Genomic DNA, 22,223 nt, shown 5'->3' on the forward strand with positions numbered 1-22,223 from the left:
GGGCGCAACCAGCACCTGGCCAGGCCAGCCGAGGATGCGGCCCACTACAAGGCCGCCCAGGCTCGCCATGGAGCCGGGGAGGCTTGCACAGGAATCAAACCCCCGGCCGGATCGCAACCTTCAGCACGTTATCCCGCTGATTGGCGAACAGGTCGTACGCGTCCTCGATCTGGTCCAGCGCGAAGCGGTGCGTGACCATTTTTGCGAGATCCAGGCGTCCCGATTGCAACACGTTCATCAGCCGGCGCATGCGCTCTTTGCCGCCCGGGCAGAGCGCCGTGTTGATCTTGTGGTCGCCCAGACCGGCGGCAAACGCGGATACCGGGATCTTCAAGTCGGCGGAATAGACGCCCAGACTGGACAACGTGCCTCCCGGCTTCAATACGCGCAGGGCGGATTCAAAGGTGCTTTGCTGGCCCAGCGCTTCGATGGCCGAGTCCACGCCTTTGCCGCCGGTGAGACGCAGGATCTCCTCGACGACGTCGCAATCATGGAAATTCAGGACGATATCGGCGCCCCACTGGCGGGATATTTCCAGACGCCGCGCATTGCCATCCACGCCGATGACCGTGGTGGCGCCCAGCAACCGGGCGCCCGCCGCCGCGCACAGTCCGATCGGGCCCTGCGCAAACACGGCCACCGTGTCGCCAATGCGGATGTTGGCGTTTTCGGCGCCCTTGAACCCGGTGGACATGATGTCCGGGCACATTAGCACCTGCTCGTCGCTCAGGCCGTCTGGCACGGGCGCGAGATTGGCCTGCGCGTCGGGAACCAGCAGGTATTCGGCTTGGGCGCCATCGATCATGTTGCCGAAGCGCCACCCCGCGGTGGCGCGGTAGCCGTGACATCCGCACATGCCACTGGCCACCAGATAGCTGCCGTCCTGCGAGGGCGCACCGTCCTGCGCGGCGTAGGAATTGAAATTCGGGCAGATCGCGCCGGCGATCACGCGCTGGCCCTCGGAATACCCCGTCACGGCGCTTCCCAGCTTTTCGATGACGCCGACGGGTTCATGGCCGATCGTCAGGCCCGGCTGCACCGGATACTCGCCCTTGAGAATGTGGATATCCGTGCCGCAAATGGTGGTGGTGGTGATCTTGATCAACGCGTCATTGGGCCCGACGTCCGGAATGCGCTTTTCGCGTATTTCGATGCGGCCCGGGCTGGCAAAGACGACTGCTTTCATCGTGGTATTCATGCCCTACCTCCAACTGTTGACGAGTGGTTGAACGGCCTTTGGCGCAGCTTCGCGCACGAGCAGCAAGGGGACGGCCACGCCGCGCGGCAGGTTCGGGGCCGGGCTGGCCATCGGCATCCTGCGCACGTCGCGCGACCGGTGCGCCCCGATCACGATCAGATCGGCCTCCCAGGCCCGGGCCTCGGCCGCCAGGCATTCCTCGAACGAGCGTTCGCCTGCTTCGACGAGCGCGCTATCGACGGCAATGCAGTTGGCGCGCACCCTTGTTGCCGCGTTGCGCAGCAGTTCGGCGGCATGCTCAAACAATAGCGTCTGAATTTCCGCCGGGAAATAGCAATTTGCGCCTGGCGCGCCGGACGACGGCTGAGGCTGGACGATACAGATCAGCCGAATGACACCGTCATGGAGAAAGGCCAGGCGTATTGCCTCATCCAACCCCGATTCAGAGGTCGAGCTGCCGTCAATCGGTATGAGAATCCGTCTATACATGGCCGCGAGCATCAAGGGTGGAAGGGAATTCCGGTTTTTCCACGGCAGGCATCGGCTTCATCGGCGCACATATAAACCGGGACCTTGACGAACAGCATCCCCTGGAGCGACAGGCCTCGAACCAGTCCGGTGTCCGACAGGATGAAGCCCGCGATCGGTTCGACGACCAGCTCGCGCGCGGCCATGGCGGTTTCGTCCAGGATCTGGATGGTTCCGCTCGCGCCCTCTTCCCACCCCGGCCCGGCCTGGAACCCGCGCAGGGCCGCGTACGACGAGAAGACCAGGATCAGCGCCTTGTCGTTCAGCCCAAGCACCGAGCCGGGCGGACTGGCGATGACGTTGTAGTAATTGCGCCCCTCGGCGGCGTCGATCAGCACACCGCGCCCGTAGGCCAACCCCAGGATGCTTCCGTCGGCGTGCAAGGCCGGCACGACCAGTACGCCGAAGGATCGGCCAACCAGCGCCTTGGCCGCGGGCGACAGACGATAGAGGCGCAACAGCGTGGCCTCGGCTTCCTGATCAACGCGGTTCAACAGGGCGGGCGGTACCGGCATCAACGAATCCGCCGGCTGTCCGAGCGCGGCGCTAGCCGGCAGCAGAGCCAGAATCAGGTGAAGCAACACGGCGAGGACGCTTGTCTGCATGGATTTCATCTTGAACCTGTCTGGCAAGCGCTTGTTGACCAAAATCACGAATTCGACGCTGACCGGCGGCCCTTGCGCTGGGGTTTGATCGAACGATCCCTCGCACGCGTGCCGCATCCTGGCCAGCACGGACGTCGCAATTGGAAGAGAGATTGACCGGCGTCAATCGCGTCCGCGGCAGCCGCGCGATCATGCTTGCATGGCCAGGCCCCGCGGCCTGGCGCGCGAAAGCGCCGGAGGCACCATGAAAAACAAGCCGAGTTCCGTTGGGAGATCGGGCCATGGCCCCGCCACCGCCCGGGCTGCCGTGTGGTGCGCCGTGCTGTCGGCGATGATGACGGGCCCGGTACCGGCCCAGGTCACGCCGCAGGACGTCATGCAGACCTTTGCGCTGCGCGTTGCGCCCGCGCTGACGGTTCCGGCCGACGAGCAGATCCGTTATGCAAGCCTGGCGCTGGGGATGCTCAAGGAAGCGGGGCTCGGCCTGTTGGGCCCGCAGTACGCCCTCGTGGTCGACCGCAATCCCAAGGTGCAGGCGGTCTTCCTCTTTTGGCTGCCCCCCATCGGCATGCCCGTCCATGTGGGCGCGGCGCCGGTGTCGACCGGCAGGATCGGCCAGTTCGATCACTTTGAAACGCCCACGGGTGTGTACCCGCATACCTTGGCCAATCCGGATTTCCGCGCCCAGGGCACGAAGAACGCGAATGGCATCCTGGGCTACGGCGCCAAGGGCATGCGGGTCTATGACTTCGGCTGGCAGCAGGCCTTGCGGGGATGGGGCAATGGCGGCGTCAGCACGATGCGCCTGCAGATGCACGCGACGGATCCCGTCCTGCTGGAGTCCAAGCTGGGAACGCCGCAATCCAAAGGCTGCATCCGCATTCCGGCAACCCTGAACCGCTTGCTCGACAGCTACGGATTGCTGGACGCCGACTACGAGCTCGCGGCCGATCTGATCGCGCCGCCGTGGGTGCTGCAACCCGGCAGGACGCCCGCCGATGGCGCCGGACGCTATCTGATCATCGTCGACACCGAACGCGAGAGCCGGCCGGGCTGGGCCGTGCCGGCGCGCGCTGCCGCACATTGATTGACCGGTCCGATCCGCCTGCCTGGTGGATTCAGGACGAGTCGACGCGATACGCAAGCCTAGAGGCGATTTCGGCCTGACGCCCGCCGTGCACTGAGAGGCGTTGCGCTTTTCGCGCCGATTCGTGCACCAGCAGCATGGGCGCGGCGCGGCGGGCGCTCCTGGTCCCGGCGCCCCGGGGGATGGCGTTAAAGCCGTCCCCCCCGCGAGCGCCCATGACGATCAGATCCGCGCACCACGCGTCGGCCTCCTGGGCCACGCGCTCCTCGAAGGATTGTTCGCCTGCCTCGAACAGCGCGCTATCGACCGGGATGCAACGTGCGCGCACGCGGCGCGCGGCGTTGCGCAGCACTTGAACGCCAAGCTCGCGCGACAGCATGCGCACCTCTTTTGGGGAATAGCAATCCGCGCCGATCCGCGAGGACAGGGGCAGTTCCCCGACCACGCAGATCAATCGAATGCGAGCGCCGTTGCACACGGCCAGACGCATGGCTTCGTCCAGCCCCAGTTCGGCGGTCTGGCTGCCATCGATGGGAATGAGGATCCGTCTATACAGGGACATGGCTGTAAACCGCCGTCATTCGATCTGCAGCGTCTTGTTCCGGCTTCCGGCCGATTTGGGTAGTGTCAGGGTCAGGACGCCGTTCTCGCAGACCGCCTTGGCGGCCGCTTCATCGATGGGGCTGGCCAGCGACACAGAGCGTTGAACCTGGCCCCAGAAACGCTCCCGGCGGATGACGTTTCCCGCCTCTTTCGTTTCACTGTGCTTTTCCTTGTTGGCCGAGATCATCACCGTGTTGCCATCGATCTGCACGGTGATGTCCTTCTTGTCGATCCCGGGCACGTCGGCCTTCAGGACGTACTTGTCGCCTGCCTCGGTGACATCGATGTCCATCCGGGGGGCCTGATCCTCCCCGTTCTGCCGGATCGGCCGCAGGAACGCCTGGAACACGTCCGCGAAGGGTTCGCTCGAAAATGGGCTGTACTGCGTCAAGCGCGACATGGCTATCTCCTTTTCGTGAGGATGAGACGCGGGAGGCTCGCCCGCCTCTCCATGTTGCCCCCGTCTGAAATCGCCAAATTGACCTTTGTCATGCAGAAATCGGGGACAAACGTCTGGCCCCGCGCAGGCCTGGCCGCGCTCGCCCCCGCGATCGGGCGAAAGCTTGACTGACGTCAACTTCCACGACCGCATCGGCGCGATGATGGCATCACGCCCAAGCCATGCGGCCCGGGCAGATACTGCTATCGGAGGGGTCGTGAAAAACGTGCTTATCCCCGTTGACGGATCGGGCAATTCCCTGCGCGCCGTGCGCTATGTGGTCGACCAGGTCCGCGAACATGGCCCTTGCGCCATCCACCTGCTGAATGTGCAGCCGCCTATTGCTTCCGGCACGATACTGGCGTTCTTTGAGCCGGATGCCATCGAGGAATTCTATGAGGACGAAGCCAAGGCCGCCCTCGCGGAGTCGGAGGCCTTGCTGGATCGCTCGGGCATCATCTATCAAAAGGCGACGCGGGTGGGCAACATTGCCGAATGCATCAAGGCACACGCCACCGAACAAGGTTGCGACCATATCGTCATGGGGTCGCGAGGGCTGGGCGCGGCCGGCAGCCTGTTTCTGGGATCGACCACGCTGAAGGTGCTGCACACCGTTCACATTCCGGTGGTGCTGATCACCTAGGCCGACGCGCCATGCCTTCGCCGGACCATCAGCGCACCCTGGCCTCGATCAGCCTGGATCTGGTCAAGGATCCGATGTTCGCATTGCTGCTGGCCGGCGGCGGCCTGTACACACTTCTGGGCGCCTGGCAGGAAGCGGCGCTGCTGCTGCTTTTTGTACTGGTCATTTTTGCGCTGACGGTGGCGCAGTCATTACGTACCGCACGCGCCCTTGACGCATTGGATCGTCTGGCCGCGCCCCGCGCCCTGCTGCTGCGCGACGGCAAGCGCCACTGGGTGCCGTCGGCCGACCTGAAGCCTGGCGATGCGGTGCTGCTTGCCGAAGGCAACCGCGTCCCCGCGGACGGCCGGTTGACGGACGGCGAGGGTCTGCTGGTAGACGAGTCGCCGCTTACCGGCGAGTTCCAGCCCGTGTACAAGCGGCCATCGGGCACGGTTGAGGGCGATGCCGAGGTGCTGAGCGGGACGCTGGTGCTGTCGGGAACCGGCACCCTGCGCGTTCTTGCCGTGGGAGACGACACGCGGTTGGGCGCGCTGGGCCAGTCGATGCGGCAACTGACGCCGGAACGCGCGCCCCTGGAATTGCAGACCCGCCATTTCATTCTGCGGTTCATGTGGGTGGGGTTTTTCCTGTCGCTGGCCACCTGGGCCCTGTACGTCTACATGCGGGGAGGATGGTTCGAAGGAATGCTGGCGGGCATCGCGTTGGCGATGAGTCTGCTTCCGCAGGATTTCCCCGTCATCGTGACCATCTTCTCCGCGCTGGAAGCCCGGCGCATCGCGGGCGAAGGCGTGCTTGTCCGCAAGCTGAGCGTGGTCGAAACCCTGGGCAAGACCACTGTGTTGTGCGCCGACAAGACGGGCACCATGACGACAAACACCATGGTCGTTCGCGCGCTTTACGCTGGCTCAGTGCGCATCGATGCCGCCGATCTCGCGGGCGCGGCGGCGGCGGATTGCGCGGCCGAGGCCATGACCTTGGCCGAAACGCTTGCGCTGGCGAGCGTGCCCGATTCCGGCGATGCAATGGAGGACGCCTTTCGCATTTTTGCCGCGTCGCTTGGCGGACATCCACCAGCGGGCGGTCTTGCCCTGGTTAAAGCCTATCCCTTCTCGTCCGCACGGTTGGCTGTGATCCACGTCTGGGCTACGGCGCAAGCGGATGACGCCCGTCTCGCGTGCAAGGGCGCGCCGGAGGCGGTGTTCAAGCTTTGCCAGCTGTCCCCGGCGCGCACGGCGCAACTGCAGGCCGAGGTCCAGCGCATGGCCGCGGCGGGGCTGAGGGTGTTGGCGGCGGCCAGCGGGCGCTGGCCGAACGGGCGGCTTCCCGATCAGCCCGACGACCTGCCGCTGCAGTTCGCGGGCTTGGTGGGCCTGGAAAATCCGCTGAAGGAAGGCGTGGCCGAGTCGGTCGCCGCGTGCGATGCGGCGGGCATACGCGTGCTGATGCTGACGGGCGATCATCCGGAGACTGCCCGCGCCATTGCCCGCCAGGCGGGCATTCCGGCCGACTACGTGGCTGAAGGCGATGTGCTGGCGCGGGAAGGCGGCGAGCATCTGGCCGAGCTGGTCGGCCGCACGTGCGTGTACGCGCGCGTGAAGCCGGAACAGAAGCTGCGCCTGGTCCAGATGCTCAAGCGGCAAGGCGCCATCGTTGCGATGACCGGAGACGGCGTCAACGACGCCCCCGCATTGCGAGCGGCCCACGTCGGCATCGCCATGGGCGCGCGTGGCACCGATGTCGCGCGCGAAGCCGCCGACCTGGTCCTGACCCGCGACGATTTCTCGGACATCTTGAACGCGGTCCGGCAAAGCCGCCGCCTCTTCGACAACCTGTCCAAGGCAATCGTCTACATCGTCGCGGCGCACGTGCCGATCGCCGGGCTGGTTATCCTGCCACTGCTCTTTGGCTGGCCGGAACTGCTGCGCCCGGCCCATGTGGCGTTCCTGGAGATTGTCATCGGCCCCCTGTGCGGACTGGCCTTCGAGTCGGTCGCGGCAGAGCCGGACCTGATGCGCCGCCCTCCCCTGCCCGTCGAGAAGCCGCTGTTTTCACTACGAACCTTTCTGATTGGCCTGGCCCAAGGGCTGGCGCTGTTGGCATCCGCCGGCGTTCTTTACGGCTGGCTGCAGCAGACCCAGACGCGCGCGGATACCGCGCGCGCCACCGCCTTCTGTGCGCTGGTGCTGGGCAATCTGACCTTGATGGTCAACAACCGCTCGCCCCACCAGCGGCACACCGGCACTTGGGACGGCGCCACCCGGCTGGCGGTCGCGGCGACGCTGGCGCTACTGGCCCTGACGCTGCAATGGCCTGCCCTGCGCGGGCTATTCGAATTCGGCCCGCTGGGCATCCGGGAATGGGCGGCGGCACTGCTGGCCGCGGTGACGGTGTGGCCGGTGGCGCGAGGACTGCGGCCGCTGGGCCGGCCGCTGAGCGCGGCAGGCGCGCTGCCATGCGGGGCCGCTCGATAACGCCACGACGCGACTGGCGTCGCCACTGCCAGGCGCACGCGCCCACCGCGGCGGTCACCGCTGTGGCGTGGCCGAATTGAGTTGCTGCTGCAGCATCTGCTCCATCATCCGCTGCTGCATTCCCATGTATTGGTCGCGCATGTATTGATGCTCCCGGACCTGTTCAGGCGTCAGTCCGGAGTAATTGCCTCTCATGGCGTTCCATCCCATCATCGGGCCTCCCCGATGATGGGGGCCGCCGCCACCCTGCGCGCAGCAAGGTCCCATGCCGCCCGTCCACATCTGGCGCATCATGCCCATGGTGTTCTGCATGAGCTGCCGATGCTCAAGCAAGAGCTTCTGCCGCGCATCCGGATCGGTGGTCTTCTGGATCTCATCCATCTGCTTTTGCATGTTTTCCAGATTCTCCCTGACTTGCGCAGCCTGCTTGTCGAAGTTCTGGACATTGCCGCCCGGCGAGGCCGGCTGGGCCGGGCGCGCGGGCGCGTCGGTGGGCGGCGCGGCAAGCGCCAAGCCAGGGGCCGACAAGGCAAGCATCGCGGCAATGGCCGCAGTCTTCATGTTCATGATCGATCTCCACCCGATTGCCAATTGCACAAGGTTCACTGCGCGCAACGCCTGCGCAGCGCCAGCATAGATCGGCCAGAAACCCCGAAATTGACAATCGTCAACATCCCCGAGGCCCCTGCGCAGGGCCGCTGCAAGGGCACCGCGGCCCGTCTGGGCCGCTTGCGATAGACTCGTGGCCTGTTTCGACGAAGAAGTGAAAAGGAGTTCAAGCAATGCCCAGCATTTTTCCAGGCGATCTTTGGGCGGTGGGCGAAGCCCGCGTCAACGGACTGCCGGTCGTCATCCGCTTTCGCACCGGTCTGCCGGCCGAGGCCGACCGCCAGATCAACGAGAACCTGATCATCATCACGTGGCCGTACGAGGGCATCGAATCGGGCATGCCCAATGATGAAGACAAGCAGCGCACCAACCGTTTCGAAGAGGCCATCGAGCAGGGCTTTGAGAATTCGGACGCCGGCGTGCAGGTGGCTTGCCTGACGGGCAATCATCAGAAAGAGTGGCGCTACTACACGCCGAATGTCGAGGCGTTTCTGGATGCGTTCAACAAGTGCCTGGCAGGGCATCCCGTGTATCCGATTCAATTGCGCATGTTCCAGGATCCGGACTGGAAGGCGCTGTCGGAATTGCAGCCGGAAGGGTCCGACCAGCTGCATTGAACGCACGCCCGCGAACACCGGGCAGGCCCGCTCAGGGCTTGTCCGTGATTCCGGCGTCCTGGATGATCCGGCTCCAGCGCGCCTCTTCCTCCTTGACGTACTCGCCCAGCGCGGCGGGCGTGCCCACATCGGGCGCCAGGCCTTCCAGCTCCAGCGCCGCGCGGAAATCCGGGTCGCCGGATGCCTTCCTGATTGCCGCGTTCAACGTGTCGATGACGGCGGGCGGCGTGCCGTTCGGCACGAACACGCCATACCAGCTATCCACGAAATATCCCGCCTCGCCCGCTTCCGCGACGGTCGGCACATCGGGGTAAGCCGGCGAACGCTGCTTCGTGGTCACGGCCAGTGCGCGCAGCTGGCCGCTCTTGATGTGGCCGCTGACGCTGGCCGAGGTTGAGAAGATCATGTCGATCTGCCCGCCGATCAGGTCGTTGATGCCGGGGCCGGCGCCCTTGTAGGGCACGTGCAGGATGTCCACCTTGCCCAGGCTCTTGAAGAGCTCGCCCGCCAGATGGGCCGAGGTGCCATTGCCATAAGATCCAAACGTCAGCTTGCCGGGATGGGCGCGCGCGTAGGCAAGGATCTCCTGCACGCTCTTGAACGGCGAGTTCGGCGACACCACCAGCACGTTGGGCGATTTGCCGATCATCGCGACCGGCGCGAAGGCCCGCTCGGTATCGTAGGGCAGCTTCTTGTGGATCGCCGGATTCACCGCATGAGCAAACGTGGCCATCAGCAAGGTGTAGCCGTCAGGCGGACTCTTGGCCACGTTCTCCGTGCCGATGATGGTGCTGCCGCCCGGGCGGTTTTCCACTACCACGGTCTGGCCCAATTCCTGCGTCAGGCCCTTGGCCAACTGGCGCGCGATCAGATCGGTGCCGCCGCCCGGCGTAAACGGCACGACGATGCGCAAGGGCCTGTCCGGGTAGGCCGCGCGTGCCTGCGGCGCGGACAGTGCGCCCAGCGCCAGGACCGCCGCGGCCAAGGCGATGCCGCCACGCGTGAAGAAAGTTTGCTGTTTCATGGTTGTCTCCTGTTTTTATCCACCCGCCTGAACTAGTTCGGGCGGTTTTGCAGGACGGCCACGCCGTCCGCCGCGCAAACGCCCTGGCCCGCCGGCCGAACGAAGAGCGGATTGATTTCGGCTTCGATGAGGCGGTCGCCCAACGCGCCCGCCATTCTTGAAAACGCCACCACTGCGTGTACCAACGCCGGCACGTCGGCGCGCTCGCGCCCGCGGTAGCCGTCCAGCAAGGGCCAGGTCTTGAGCCGCCGCAGCCCGGCCATCACCTGCGCCGGCGACAGGCCGGTTCCGTCTTCGGGCAGCATCAAAAGCGTCGTATCCCGGACCAGTTCGGCGACCACGCCCCCCATGCCAAGCAGGATGGCCGACCCCAGGGGATCCCGATGCAGGCCGACGATCACTTCCGCCGCGCCGGTCACCATCTCCTGGACCAGGAAGGCGCGAGGCGTGTCGCCGGTATGGCGCAGGACGTCCTCGCGCATCTGCCGCAGCCGTGCGGACACGTCCTCCTGCGCCACGTTCACGGCCACGCCGCCCACGTCGCTCTTATGCGTGATGTCGCGCGACAGCAGCTTGAGGACGACCCTTGGGCCCAGCGCGGCCGCGGCCTGCGCGGCCTGCGCCTCGTCGTGCACGACGATTTCCTTGACGCCAGGCACGCCGAACCGGGCAAAGAGCGCCTTGGCCTGCGCCTCATCCAGCGATCCGCCTTCTCCAAGTTCCAGGCCGCCCGGCAACACGGCGTTCGGCTGCACGTCATTGCCCGCCGGCGCGCGCGCCTGTGCCTGCCACATCGCGGCCATGGCTGCGCTGACGCCTTCGGGCGTGTGAAACGCCGGTATGCCGTAGCGGCCAAGCACCTCGGCGGCGCGGGGCGCGTGCGGGCTGATGTAGGCCATCACGGGCTTGGTGGCGCCAGCCAACGTGTCCTTCAACGCGCCTGCCATCAGTTCGGGCTGCGCCACGCCGGACGAACCGACGATCACCACCAGCGCGTCATAGCTGCTGCTGTCGAGCAGGATGCGGATGGCCCCGCGCAGCAGTTCGGGCTGCAGGCCCGCCAGCGTGACGTCGATGGGATTGCGGTCCAGCGCGGCGGGCGTGCCGGGTTGCAGGGCGCGCAGCGCCGCGCCGGTGGCGTCGTCAGGCGCCGGCAGCTCGAACCCCGCGAGGCCCAGGCAGTCCGCCACCAGCGTGCCGGCGCCGCCCGTCGATGTCAGGATCGCAACGCGGCGTCCGGGGAGCTTGCGTGCGTGCGCCAGCGCAGCCGGAATATCCAGCAGGTCCGAGAAGGTCTGCGCCCGGATGACGCCCGTATCCTCGAAAAGCGCGTCGTACATGGCCTCGGCGCCGGCCAGCGCCCCGGTGTGCGACGCGGCCGCCCGCGCGCCCGATTCCGAACGCCCGATCTTGAACGCCACCACCGGTTTACCGGCGGCCCGCGCCTTGCGCGCGGCGGCGCGGAACTTGGCGGGATGGCGAATGCTCTCGACGTACAGCGCGATGACCCACGTAGCGGGGTCGTCGGCCAGCGCGTCCACGAAGTCGGCCAGTTCCAGGTCGGCCTCGTTGCTGGTCGAAATCAGCTTGGACAGGCCCACGCCGCGGGCGGCGGCGCGCGACAGCAGCGCGCCCAGGATGCCGCCGCTTTGCGAGACGAGCCCCACCGCGCCGGGCTGCAGGTCGTCGATTTCCAGGGCGCCGCTGGCCGACAACGTGACCCGGTCGGTCAGGTTGACCAGGCCGATGGTGTTCGGCCCCAGAATGCGCATGGCGCCGGCGGCCTCGCGCAGCGCCTGCTGGCGGCGCGCGCCCTCCTCGCCGCTTTCCGAGTATCCGCTTGCCAGCACGATGGCCGCGCCCGTGCCGACGGCGGACAGCTCGCGAACGGCCTGCTGCGTGCGCTCGGCGCCCAGCACCACGATGGCGACGTCGGGCGCCTGCGGCAGCGAGCGGATGTCGGGGTAGCAACGCAAGCCGTCGATCTCGGACGCCTTCGGATTGACGGGGTAGATGCTGCCCTGAAACCCGTGCTTGCGCAGGTAGGCCACGGGCCGGCCCGAGGTCTTGGCGGGGTCGGCCGACGCCCCGACCACTGCCACGCTGCGGGGCCGCAGCAGCTTGTCCAGGGCGCTCACGGCTTCTCTCCCTGGACGCGGGCCGCCTGCGCCTGCGCCATCTTTTTCAGAAACGCGGCCACGGCGTCGCGGTGCTCGGCGCTGGTGTAGCAGATGCCTTGCGCCTGGCTGCCCATGGCGAACACCTGGTCGGCCGTCAGTTCGAACGTCTGGTCCAGGATCGACTTGCCCAGCGCCAACGCCGTGGCCGAGCCCTGGCTCAATTCGGCCGCCCACGCCTGGGCCGCCTCCACTTCTGTACCGGCCGGCACCAGCCGGTCGGCGATGCCCAGTTGCAGGGCCTCCTGCGCCGCCACCTTGCGCCCGGAATAGATCAATTCCTTCGCGCGCGCCAGGCCGACGCGGCGCGGCAGGAAATACATGCCGCCACCGTCCGGGATCAGGCCGCGCGCAATGTAGCTCCACGTGAACGAGGCGCTGTCGGACGCCACGATGAAATCGCAGCTGAGCGCCGTGTCCGCCCCCAGCCCCGCCGCCGCGCCGTTCACCGCCGCGATCGTCGGCTTGGGCATGTTGAACAGCAGCCCTTGCGCGTGGTGCACGCGCTGCTGGCGCGACCATCCGTTGAATCCGACCTCGCCCGCCGGCGCGTCCATCCTGCGCTGCATGCCCGCGATGTCGCCGCCCGAGCAGAATCCCTTGCCTTCGCCTGTCAGCACCAGCGCGCGGATCGCGCGGTCCTGTGCGACGTGCTCCAGCGCCTGGATCAATTCGCTGCGCATGGCGTCGCTGATCGCGTTGCGCTTGTCGGGGCGGTTCAGTGTCAGCGTCGCCACGCCGTCCCGCGTCTGCAGTCTGATGAATTCGTAGTCAGCCATTTCCGTGCTCCGTCGTTTCCAGGGCCAGCCCCGGAATCCACAACGTCTGCCGGGCTGGCAACACCGACAAGGTAGGCGCTACAGTGTGCAAATGCACCGCCCTATTTCCAGCTAGTGGAATTGCACTGCCATGCCCGCCGCCTCCGAATCCGCTACCGCCGCCAGCCGCCGCTTCACCGGCGTCAGCCAGAACCGCTCGTTGGAACGCGGCCTGGAGATCCTTCGCGCGTTCAAGCCGGGCACGGACCTGCTGGGCAATGGCGATCTGGCCGAACGCACCGGCCTGTCAGCGGCGACGGTCAGCAGGCTGACGCAGACACTCGTGACCAGCGGCTTTCTGGAACACGACCGGCGCGCGCGCGCCTACCGCCTGGCCGCGCCGGTGCTCAGTCTGGGACACGCCATGCACGCCTCGTCGCCGGTGCTGCGCGCAGCCACGCCGCTGATGCGCGAGGTGTCCGTCAAGCAGCGTCTGAACGTGGGCCTGGCCAGCGCCGACCGGGCCGACATGGTCTACCTGGAATCCATTCGCTACAACCGCAAGGCGTCCCTGCGCACCATCGTTGCGGGCCAGCGGGTTCCGATCGAGCTGACGTCGCTGGGCCGCGCCTACCTGGCGACGCTGGACGCCGCCATGCGCGACGCGCTGCTGGACCAGATCCGCCAGGGCTATCGCAGCGCCACCTGGAAGCCGATCCGCGCGGACATCGACAGCGCCATCGCCAAGGTGGCGGCGCGCGGATACTGCGTGGCGTCGTGGCAGCCGGGCGTGGTGGCGCTGTCCACGCCGCTACGCCCGCTGGGCGGCCCGGCAATGGCGCTGAACATCAGCCTCACCACCGACGACGCGCCGTCCGCGGTGGCGCAGCGGCATGCCCCGCATCTGCTGGCGCTGAAAGCGGGCATCGAGCACGAACTGGAAAGCCAGCATCCCGCCTGACACCTGCCCCCCTCGGATTCCCTGATGCCGCCCCCGCAAACCGCTGATACAATAAGAACCATTCTCAATCTCGACACCTTCCGTCCGGGATTGCCAACGTCTCCCCTTTCGCCGCACTTCCATGACTCGCAGCCTGGCGCCGGATCACCATCATGTGGGCGCACTCTATGTGGACCATCACCGCTGGCTGGTGAACTGGCTGCGCAGAAAGCTGGGGTGCGGCTTTGACGCCGCCGATATCGCGCAGGACACCTTTCATCGGTTGTTGGCCGCGCCCGAGCGCGCCCGCGGCCTGCAAGAGCCGCGCGCCTATCTGACGACGCTGGCGCACGGCCTGGCCGTGGACCACATCCGCCGGCGCAAGCTGGAACGGGCCTATCTCGACGAGCTGGCCCTGCTGCCAGAAGCCCAGGCCCCGTCTCCCGAAACCCGTGCCCTGCTGCTCGAAACCCTGGTACGCATCGACCGCATGCTGGACGGCTTGAACGCCAAGGCGAAGGCGGCATTCCTGATGTCCCGGCTGGACGGCATGACCTATCCCGACATCGCGGCAACCTTGCGCGTATCGGTGAGCTCCGTCGAAAAATACATGGCCGCCGCCATCCGTCATTGCTACGAACTGCGCTATGGCTGATCGCGCCGTGGTGCTGGATCGCGCCATTTCCTTTGCGGTGCGCCTGAACTCGGGCCACGCCGATGCCGCCGAGCACGAGGCCTGCCGCCGCTGGCGCGAGGCCGACGCCGAGCACGAACGGGTCTGGCGCCAGTTGCAGGCGATCGAGACGGATCTGCGCACGGTGTCCGGCTCGGCGGCGGCGTCCGCGCTGCGCGCCGCCCCCGCCCGCGGCCGCCGCCGCGTCCTTGCCATGCTGGCGTTGGGAACGGTGGGCGCTGGCGCGACACTGGCGTGGCGCGACGGCGCCTGGGATCGCATGACCGCCGACTACCGCAGCGGCGTGGGCGAGCGCCGCCGGTTCGCGCTGGAGGGTGGGGCCGAACTGTGGCTGAACACGGGCAGCGCCGTGCGGACCGACCCGGGCGGCCGGCGCCTGACCCTGCTGGCCGGCGAGCTGCGCATGGACACGGGCGCGGCGCCCGCCCCATGGGAAGTGCGCACGCGCCAGGCGCGCTTCACCGCCACGCAGGCGCGCTTTCTGCTGCGCACGATCGAAGATGCCACGCTGCTGGACATGCAGCGCGGCGACTTGCGCATTGCCCCCGTGCGCGGCGCCGAATCGCGCGCCGAACCCGGCGGGCGCTACCGCGTGACGGACCGCGATGCACGGCGCGAACCCGCCGCACCGTTTGACGCCGATAGCTGGGCCGACGGCGTGCTGACCGTGCGCGGCATGCGGCTCGCGGACTTTCTGCAGGAACTGTCGCGTTATCAGCGCGGCTGGATCAGCTGCGATCCCGCCGTGGCCGATCTGCGGGTGTCGGGCGTCTTCCTGCTGGACGACCTGCCGGGCGCGCTCAATACGCTGTCCCGCGCGCTGCCCACGCGGATCGAGCGCTACGCGGGCGTGTGGACCCGCGTGCTGCCCGCCTGAATGCCGTTACAACTTTTTGGCGATTCCGTTTACGGGTTTTGGCGTCCTCGTTCGACATAGGGAATGACAACCCTCGTTTGAACCAGGATCGCCTACGTCATGTCCCGCTCTGCCCGCCCCACCCCGACGCGCCTTCTGCGCCTGCTTCCGCTATGCGCCGCGCTGGCGCTTGCCCCCGCCGTTCAAGCCCAGTCCGCGCGCGTGACGGTCGAACAGGCCGCCGCGCCGCTTGAGACCGCCTTGAACCAGTACGCCGCGTCGGCGCGGGTGACGCTGTCGTTCGATCCGTCGCTCACCACGGGCCGGCAGGCGCCGGCGCTGCGCGGGCCCTACGCCATCGCCGAGGGCTTTGCGGCGCTGCTGGCGGGCAGCGGCCTGGTCGCCGAACAGACGGGCGAACGCCACTTCGTCATCCGGCCCGCGGCACCGTCGGTCAGCACGCTGGCCCCCGTCACGGTGACGGGCGACTCGGCCGCCGAACGCTACAACCCGCCGACCACGGTGGGCTCCAAGACGCCGCTCACGCAACGCCAGATTCCGCAGTCGATCAGCGTGGTCACGCAGGAACGCATGCGCCAGCAGGCCATGCAGACGCTGGACGATGCGATGCGCAACACGGCGGGCGTCACCGTCGAACGCCGCGACAACAGCCGCTCGATCTTCCATTCGCGCGGCTTTGACATGACGTCGTATCAGATCGACGGCATTCCCACGCAATACGACTGGCGCATGCTGTCCTCGACGGACCTTGCCATCTACGACCGCGTCGAGGTCCTGAAAGGCCCCGCAGGCCTGTACAACGGCGCGGGCGGGCTGGGCGGCGCGATCAACCTGGTCCACAAGCGCCCGCAAAAGGAATTCGGCTTCGAAGGCAGCGTCTCGGCGGGATCGTGGGACAACTACCGCTCCGAAGTCGACCTGACCGGCGGCCTGAACGAGGATGGCTCGCTGCGCGGACGGCTGGTTGGCGTCTACCAGGACCGCCGCTTCTTCTACGACAAAACCAACGAGCAGCATTCCGTGCTGTACGGCGCGCTGGCGTATGACTTCACGCCGCGCACCACGCTGACGGTGGGCGGCGGCCGCCAGGAGCGCGACATCCACGCGTCGATGTGGTCGATCCCGGCGCTCATGACCGTGGGCCCCGGCGGCCAGCCCAGTTTTTCGTTGGCTGACATCAAGCGCTCCACCTTCATCGGCGCCGACTGGAACCGTGACCAGTTCACGTCCACCGAAGCCTTCGCCGACGTGGAGCACCGACTAGACAATGGCTGGACCGCCAAGCTGTCCGGCCGCTACGCCGAAAACAAGCTGGACCGCGAACAGGCGTACGGCTGGGGGCCGGCCAATACCTCGAACAACCTGATCCAGCTGCTGTCGGCCAAGGGCCCGACGCGGCAGGCGCAGACGTCCTACGACGCCTATGCCGACGGCCCCTTCCAGCTGTTCGGCCGTCAGCACAATCTGACGCTGGGCGCCAACTACACCGACTCGCGCTTTGATAACGCGTGGAACTATCCGACGCCGAACTGGGCGCCGCGCATCGACATCACGAACCCGCGTTCGGACTTCGACCGCCTGGACTATGCCTTCAACAACAGCAACCACGCGCGCACCAAGCAATGGGGCCTCTACAGCAACCTGCGCCTGCGTCTGGCCGAGCCGCTGACGCTGGTGGCGGGCGGGCGCTTCAGCTGGTGGGACCTGACGTCCAATCAGCGCACGCTCACCGCGGAAAAGGCGCAGCAGGCCAACTACGATGGCAAGTTCACGCCCAACCTGGGCCTGATCTATGACCTGAACGACACCTATTCGGTCTATACCAGCTATTCCGAGATCTTCCTGCCGCAGAACGGATACACCACGGCGGACGGCAGCATGCTCAAGCCCCTGGAAGGCAAGCAGATCGAGGCCGGCATCAAGGGCGAATACCTGGACGGCGCGCTCAATGCCTCGTTTGCAGTCTTCGAGATCCGCGACGAGAACCGCGCCACGCTCTCGCCGGATTCCACCACGGTCTACACGGCCAACGGCAAGACGCGCAACCGCGGTTTCGAACTGCAGGTCAACGGCGAGATCCAGCCGGGCTGGAACATCTACGCCGGCTACACGTGGCTGCAGACGCGCGTGGACCAAAGCGCCTCGTACGACTCGAACGTGACCGCCGTCGCGCCGCGCCATCTGCTGCGGCTGTGGACGGACTACCGGCTGCCCGGCGTGGCAAACCGGTGGACCATCGGCGGCGGCGTCAACGTGCAAAGCGGCACCTATGTTGCCCTGCCGCAGTACAACGGCGCACGGCTGGAGCAAGGCGGTTATGCGACGGTCGACATGAAGATCGGCTACGAGATCAACCGCAACCTGGATGTGGCGCTCAACGTCACCAACCTGTTCGACCGCAAGTACTACGCGACCATCAGCTCGCCGCGCTCGCAGAACATCTTTGGCGAGCCGCAGGCCTTCCTGCTGACGCTGCGCGCCAAGTACTGAGCGCGGCATGGCAATCGCAGCGCGCCCGTTCTGGGTCCGCGTGCACCGATGGGCGGGGCTGGCCACCGCCCTGTTCCTGTGCGTGGCCGGGCTGACGGGCAGCATCCTGGCCTTCAAGGAAGACCTGGACGCCTGGTTGAATCCGCAGCTGTTCCTGGCGCCCGCCGAGGGACGCGCGCCGCTGGATCCCTTCGTCCTGCGCGACGCGGTTCGCGCACAGTTGCCGTGGGCCGGCATCGAGCAGGTGCCGCTGCGGCGCGAGGCGGACCGGGCCGTGGTCTTTCGACTGACGCCGCGGCAGGACACGGCCGCCGAGCGCATGCTGCCGCTGCCCGCCACGCATGCCTTCGCGGATCCCTACAGCGGCAAGGTGCTGGGCTGGCGCAACGAGGGTGCGGTGTCGCTCGCGCGCGAGAACCTGCTGCCCTTCATCTACCGGCTGCATCTGGATCTGACGCTGCCCGGCGTCTGGGGCCGCTTGCTGTATGGCGTGATCGCGCTCATCTGGACGCTGGACTGTTTTATCGGCTTTTACCTGACCCTGCCGTCCAAGGGTGCGAAGCGCGCGGGATTCTGGCGCGCGTGGCGGCCCGCCTGGTCGATCAAGCAAGGCGCGGCGGCGGCGCGCGTCACGCTGGATCTGCACCGCGCCTTCGGCCTCTGGCTGTGGGTCCTGCTGCTGGTGTATGCGTGGTCCAGCGTCATGTTCAACCTGCGGGCCCAGGTCTACCAGCCGGTGATGTCGGTCATCATGCCGTTCGACACATCGTGGCGCGGCGCGCCCGTCCTGCCGCAGCCGCTGGCCACGCCCGCGCTGGAAGGCCCGGCCGCCCTGGTAGCCGCGCGCCGCGCGATGGACGAATTGGCAAAAGAACGAGGTTTTACCGTGGATGGCGAGGAGTCGCTGATGCTGGACCGGCGGCGCGGCGTGTACGCGTACCTGGCGCACAGCGACGCCGACCTGCGCCGCCATGTGGGCAACACCGCCATCCTGATCGACGCCAACACGGGCGAGCGGCGCGGCATGTACCTGCCCACGCGCGGCGCATGGGGCGACACGTTCAGCAACTGGCTGGGTGCGCTGCACATGGCGCACGTCTTCGGCCTGCCCTACCGGATCTTTGCCTGCCTGCTCGGGCTGATCGTCGTCATGCTGTCCGTGACCGGCGTGCTGATCTGGCGGCGCAAGCAGCGGGGCCGGTCGCATGCCGCATTGCGCCGGCCTGGCTGACACGCCGCCCAGCATGCCTCAAGGCGCGGACGGCCTGATGTTCTGGTTGTGCCGAAAGAGGTTGTGCGGATCGTAGCGGGTCTTTACCTGCACCAACCGGTCGAAGTTTTCACCATAGGCCGCGCCCACCCTTGCCGTCTCGTCCTGCGTCAGGAAGTTGACGTACACACCGCCCTGCGACCAGGGCTCGGTCGCCTTGAAAATGTCGCGCGTCCAGGCGATGCACCGCGCATCGTCTCCGGGATCGTCCCAGCGTCCGTGCACATTCATGGCGAACTGCGCGGACCGGTGCGGATAGGCCGTGGCGGACACGGGCACACGCATCGCCGCGCCGGCAATGTGGCCAAAGAAAATCTCGCAGTGCGGTGACGGCACGTTCTGGACCGCCGACACGACGGCGTCGATCAGCCCGTCCTGCAGCTCACCGATGTTGTGAGACTTCCAGTAGTTGCGCGCGCCGGGCGTCAGCAAGGGGTCGAACGCCTTCTGCCAGGCCGCATAAGGCATCGGCCCGAGGTGCTCGCCATAGGGTTCGCCCAAGGCCCGCACCGCCTCCAGCGCCTGCGGCCCCTTGTCCACCCCGCCCGTGTAGCACGCGGCGAAGGCGACGATGGGCTTTCCGTGCACGGACGCCGGCAAGAACGGCAGCGGCGGCGCCTGGCGCAGCACGGCCCACACCGTCAGCTCCGGCGGCATCGATGGCAATGCGTCGCGGTAGCGCGCCAGCGCCTCGCGGCCCTGTTCGAGCGGCAACACCACCAGACCGCCGTAAACCTCGGGGCCCACGGGATGCAGCTGGAATTCGAACATCGTGACCACGCCGAAATTGCCGCCGCCGCCGCGCAGCGCCCAGAACAGATCCGGATTCTCCGTTTCGCTGGCGCGCAGCGTCTGGCCATCGGCGGTGACGACATCGGCGGACACCAGATTGTCGATCGTCATGCCGAACCTGCGCGTCAGCCAGCCAAAACCGCCTCCCAACGTCAGGCCGGCAACGCCGGTGGTGGAATTGATGCCCAAGGGCACCGCCAGGCCGAACGCCTGCGCTTCGTGATCGAGGTCGGACAAGGTAGCGCCCGGTTCCACGTAGGCCCTGGCGCGCGCCGGATCGATGCGCACCGATTTCATGGGCGACAGGTCGATCATCATGCCGCCGTCGCAGACGGCGGTGCCCGCGATATTGTGGCCGCCGCCCCGCACGGAAATCACCAGGCCGTGTTCGCGCGCGTAGTCCACGGCACGGCGCACGTCGGCCGGCCCGGCGCATCGCGCGATGACGGCAGGCCGCCGGTCCACCGTGGCGTTCCAGATTTTTCGGGCCTCGTCGTAACCGGCATCGCCGGCCGACAGGATCTGACCCCGGGCCGCCGCCCGCAGATCGTCCAAAGTACTGCTGGACAGGTTGTTCATCACACATCTCCTTGATGGCGATGTCTTTACAAACCGCGTGTAAAGCCGTCTATCTGCTGGGGCGCGACATGGGAATTGCCTCCTTGGAAAAGGGGCCATGACCGTGTGCACATGAATGCCCGGCGAACGCCGCGCGGGGGGGAAGGCGGCAGACGCCCTGTGTCGTGCGCCGGAGCGTGCGTGATGGAAAAAGTATAGGCCTTTGGCCCGGCCGGCAGGCGCCCTATGAATCGTTTTTCAGAACGCCGCGCACGTTGAGCACGGCCAATCCTAGTTGCAGCGCAATAAGCGCCCAGGCGTCGTCGTGTAGCCCCCAGGCCACCCACAGCACGTTGCTGGCAAGAAATACCCAGAATCCGGCCGTGCGCCGGCCGGCACTTCGCGAGGCGACCAGCCAGGCGGCGGTAAGCGACGCCGCCATGGCCGGCCACTGCAGGAAGTCCCACAACGCGTCCAGCGTCATCGGCTACGGGTCCTGCTCAATGCACAGGACAGGATCAAGGCTTGGACCGGGCGCCCTGCCCGCGGTTGCGCTGGCTCTGCTGGTCCTGGCCGGTCCCGATCTGCGTGGTATGGCCCTCCTTCTTGGTGCGGTTCTGCGTGTCGCCGTGGCTCGCCTGCGATTGCCGGGGCGTGTCGTCCTGCGTGCGGTCCGCGCCGGTCTCGTTGTGCTTGTCGTCCTTCTGCTTGGTCATGATTTGCTCCCTTCGTTGACGCGGATCCGGTTGTCGACGTCGTTGACACCGGCGCACTCCACGGTGCAATCCTCGATGTGATGCTTGATGCGGCGGTTGGGGACGGTGCCCTCCAGCACGACCCGGCCATCGGTGACCGCAACCGACACGTCGCTCACGTCCAGGCCGCTATGGGCGAGCGCCTCGCAGACGTTCTCGCGAATCCGGTCGTCCGAACGGATGTAGCCCTTGGGATCGGTCCTGCGCGATGCGCGGTCGCGCCAGGCCGTCGGGCCGCGGTTGTAGCCGCCGCGCTCGGCGGTTTCGAAGGACATGGATTCCTCGCGCCAGGCCGGACGGTCGCCGTAGTAGCCGCCTTCGTCGTCGCCAAAGGACGTGGGGCCGTCGTAGGACTGATCGCGCCCGTAGGCGCTGTCGCGCCCGCCCGGATATCGGCCCTGGCCGCCCGTACCGCGGCCCTGCTCGCCATATCGGCCGCGTGCGTCATGGTGGCGGTCATCGCCGCCACGCCCGCGATCCGGCCCCTCAACCACCTGTTGACGCTGGAACGAGGGATCTTCGTTCGAGAATCCGCCGTAGCTGCTCTGGCCAGGATCCGCGCTGCGGCTGCGCACAGGCTCTCGTGTCTCGCGCGTGCCTGCCTGGCGGGTGCCTTCGCTCTGGTATCCGAACGAAGGCGCGGGATCCTGCCACGGTTCCCGCTCGCCGCGAAATGCCGGCGCGTTCCTCGGGTCTCTACTCATATCGTCTCTCCCGTTGCAAGTTGCACATCAAGCGAGCCGGCTTCGGGGGCAACTGCGCGCCCTCGCCCGCCCGCCTGGTCAGGGCAGCAAGTGCTGTGCCGGACGGACGCAGCCGGCCGGACCGCACAAGGTCCACGCTGTATGGCCGATAGGCCAAAGGCGGTCTCGGTGCTAAGAATGGGTCATGCGGTCAGAACGCCGTGGCAAGGCCCAACAACCGCATCCGGCAACACGACACACGACATTCAGGAGATGAAATATGGCTTCAGGATCCAGGCTGTCCGATGTAATCGTAAAACTCCCCGATCGCTCCACCTGCCGCGTAGAACGGCGTTTGATCGCAAGGAGAACGCAAGAAGCATCCGGTGTCCCCATCTACGT

22 protein-coding genes are annotated in these 22,223 nt (G+C 67.0%); 9 read left to right on the forward strand and 13 right to left on the reverse strand.

Annotated features, from left to right (window positions below; translation table 11 throughout):
* Positions 1-94: 94 nt before the first annotated feature.
* From H4P35_RS19220 to H4P35_RS19230, 3 genes are read right to left on the reverse strand one after another with little or no spacing between them, the layout of a single operon-like run.
* Positions 95-1,198 carry an NAD(P)-dependent alcohol dehydrogenase gene (locus tag H4P35_RS19220; RefSeq protein ID WP_180100640.1) on the reverse strand — a complete coding sequence of 368 codons (1,104 nt, stop codon included), beginning with the start codon at positions 1,196-1,198 and terminating at the stop codon, positions 95-97.
* A gap of 3 nt (positions 1,199-1,201) precedes the next feature.
* Positions 1,202-1,699 carry a universal stress protein gene (locus H4P35_RS19225; protein WP_226849498.1) on the reverse strand — a complete coding sequence of 166 codons (498 nt, stop codon included), beginning with the start codon at positions 1,697-1,699 and terminating at the stop codon, positions 1,202-1,204.
* Positions 1,699-2,460, reverse strand: a complete 762-nt coding sequence (locus H4P35_RS19230) for a hypothetical protein (RefSeq protein ID WP_226846578.1) — start codon at positions 2,458-2,460, stop codon at positions 1,699-1,701. Before H4P35_RS19230 ends, H4P35_RS19225 begins: the two co-directional genes overlap by 1 nt.
* Positions 2,461-2,575: 115 nt before the next feature.
* Here H4P35_RS19230 and H4P35_RS19235 point away from each other — a divergent pair, with 115 nt between their 5' ends.
* Positions 2,576-3,418: a L,D-transpeptidase gene (locus H4P35_RS19235; protein WP_226846579.1), complete on the forward strand. Its 843-nt coding sequence runs from the start codon at positions 2,576-2,578 to the stop codon at positions 3,416-3,418.
* 31 nt (positions 3,419-3,449) lie between these two features.
* On the opposite strand, the gene H4P35_RS19240 is transcribed toward H4P35_RS19235, so the two are convergent.
* Entirely contained in the window at positions 3,450-3,980 is a 531-nt protein-coding gene (locus H4P35_RS19240) for a universal stress protein (protein WP_226846580.1), read from the reverse strand.
* Positions 3,981-3,995: 15 nt separating this feature from the next.
* A complete protein-coding gene (locus H4P35_RS19245; protein WP_056322922.1) occupies positions 3,996-4,421 on the reverse strand; it encodes an Hsp20/alpha crystallin family protein in 426 nt (141 codons plus the stop codon).
* Between the two features lie 163 nt (positions 4,422-4,584).
* Between H4P35_RS19245 and H4P35_RS19250 the strand changes: the two genes are divergently transcribed.
* A complete protein-coding gene (locus H4P35_RS19250; protein ID WP_226846581.1) occupies positions 4,585-5,103 on the forward strand; it encodes a universal stress protein in 519 nt (172 codons plus the stop codon).
* 11 nt (positions 5,104-5,114) lie between these two features.
* Positions 5,115-7,577, forward strand: coding sequence for a cation-translocating P-type ATPase (locus H4P35_RS19255; protein WP_226846582.1), 2,463 nt, complete (start codon positions 5,115-5,117; stop codon positions 7,575-7,577).
* A gap of 54 nt (positions 7,578-7,631) precedes the next feature.
* On the opposite strand, the gene H4P35_RS19260 is transcribed toward H4P35_RS19255, so the two are convergent.
* The gene (locus tag H4P35_RS19260) at positions 7,632-8,144 is read right to left on the reverse strand and encodes a hypothetical protein (protein ID WP_226846583.1); all 513 of its coding nucleotides are present in this window, start codon (positions 8,142-8,144) and stop codon (positions 7,632-7,634) included.
* 215 nt (positions 8,145-8,359) lie between these two features.
* On the opposite strand from H4P35_RS19260, the gene H4P35_RS19265 reads away from it, so the two are divergent.
* Entirely contained in the window at positions 8,360-8,803 is a 444-nt protein-coding gene (locus H4P35_RS19265) for a DUF695 domain-containing protein (protein WP_226846584.1), read from the forward strand.
* 31 nt (positions 8,804-8,834) lie between these two features.
* Here H4P35_RS19265 and H4P35_RS19270 read toward each other — a convergent pair whose 3' ends face one another.
* From H4P35_RS19270 to H4P35_RS19280, 3 genes are read right to left on the reverse strand one after another with little or no spacing between them, the layout of a single operon-like run.
* Entirely contained in the window at positions 8,835-9,827 is a 993-nt protein-coding gene (locus H4P35_RS19270; protein WP_226846585.1) for a tripartite tricarboxylate transporter substrate binding protein, read from the reverse strand.
* A gap of 32 nt (positions 9,828-9,859) precedes the next feature.
* On the reverse strand, positions 9,860-11,965 hold the full coding sequence (locus H4P35_RS19275) for an acetate--CoA ligase family protein (protein ID WP_226846586.1): 2,106 nt from the start codon (positions 11,963-11,965) through the stop codon (positions 9,860-9,862).
* On the reverse strand, positions 11,962-12,783 hold the full coding sequence (locus tag H4P35_RS19280) for an enoyl-CoA hydratase/isomerase family protein (RefSeq protein WP_226846587.1): 822 nt from the start codon (positions 12,781-12,783) through the stop codon (positions 11,962-11,964). Before H4P35_RS19280 ends, H4P35_RS19275 begins: the two co-directional genes overlap by 4 nt.
* 130 nt (positions 12,784-12,913) lie before the next feature.
* On the opposite strand from H4P35_RS19280, the gene H4P35_RS19285 reads away from it, so the two are divergent.
* From H4P35_RS19285 to H4P35_RS19305, 5 genes are all read left to right on the forward strand, one after another.
* Complete coding sequence (locus tag H4P35_RS19285; RefSeq protein ID WP_226846588.1) at positions 12,914-13,723, forward strand: IclR family transcriptional regulator; 810 nt, start codon at positions 12,914-12,916, stop codon at positions 13,721-13,723.
* Between the two features lie 121 nt (positions 13,724-13,844).
* Positions 13,845-14,357: a sigma-70 family RNA polymerase sigma factor gene (locus H4P35_RS19290; RefSeq protein ID WP_062842238.1), complete on the forward strand. Its 513-nt coding sequence runs from the start codon at positions 13,845-13,847 to the stop codon at positions 14,355-14,357.
* Positions 14,350-15,273 carry a FecR domain-containing protein gene (locus H4P35_RS19295; protein WP_226846589.1) on the forward strand — a complete coding sequence of 308 codons (924 nt, stop codon included), beginning with the start codon at positions 14,350-14,352 and terminating at the stop codon, positions 15,271-15,273. The genes H4P35_RS19290 and H4P35_RS19295 overlap by 8 nt, the downstream gene beginning before the upstream one ends.
* 99 nt (positions 15,274-15,372) lie before the next feature.
* A complete protein-coding gene (locus H4P35_RS19300; protein WP_226846590.1) occupies positions 15,373-17,763 on the forward strand; it encodes a TonB-dependent receptor in 2,391 nt (796 codons plus the stop codon).
* Between the two features lie 7 nt (positions 17,764-17,770).
* Positions 17,771-18,994 carry a PepSY domain-containing protein gene (locus H4P35_RS19305; protein WP_226846591.1) on the forward strand — a complete coding sequence of 408 codons (1,224 nt, stop codon included), beginning with the start codon at positions 17,771-17,773 and terminating at the stop codon, positions 18,992-18,994.
* An 18-nt stretch (positions 18,995-19,012) separates the two neighbouring features.
* Here the strand turns inward: H4P35_RS19305 and H4P35_RS19310 are convergent, their stop codons facing one another.
* From H4P35_RS19310 to H4P35_RS19325, 4 genes are all read right to left on the reverse strand, one after another.
* Positions 19,013-20,404, reverse strand: a complete 1,392-nt coding sequence (locus tag H4P35_RS19310) for an FAD-binding oxidoreductase (protein ID WP_226846592.1) — start codon at positions 20,402-20,404, stop codon at positions 19,013-19,015.
* 223 nt (positions 20,405-20,627) lie between these two features.
* On the reverse strand, positions 20,628-20,867 hold the full coding sequence (locus tag H4P35_RS19315) for a hypothetical protein (protein ID WP_370638935.1): 240 nt from the start codon (positions 20,865-20,867) through the stop codon (positions 20,628-20,630).
* A 34-nt stretch (positions 20,868-20,901) separates the two neighbouring features.
* Positions 20,902-21,099 carry a hypothetical protein gene (locus H4P35_RS19320; RefSeq protein WP_152385122.1) on the reverse strand — a complete coding sequence of 66 codons (198 nt, stop codon included), beginning with the start codon at positions 21,097-21,099 and terminating at the stop codon, positions 20,902-20,904.
* Entirely contained in the window at positions 21,096-21,842 is a 747-nt protein-coding gene (locus tag H4P35_RS19325) for a BON domain-containing protein (RefSeq protein ID WP_226846593.1), read from the reverse strand. Before H4P35_RS19325 ends, H4P35_RS19320 begins: the two co-directional genes overlap by 4 nt.
* Between the last annotated feature and the right edge of the window lie 381 nt (positions 21,843-22,223).

Origin of the sequence: Achromobacter sp. 77, assembly GCF_020541125.1 — a bacterium.
Taxonomy (GTDB): Bacteria; Pseudomonadota; Gammaproteobacteria; order Burkholderiales; family Burkholderiaceae_B; genus Achromobacter; species Achromobacter mucicolens.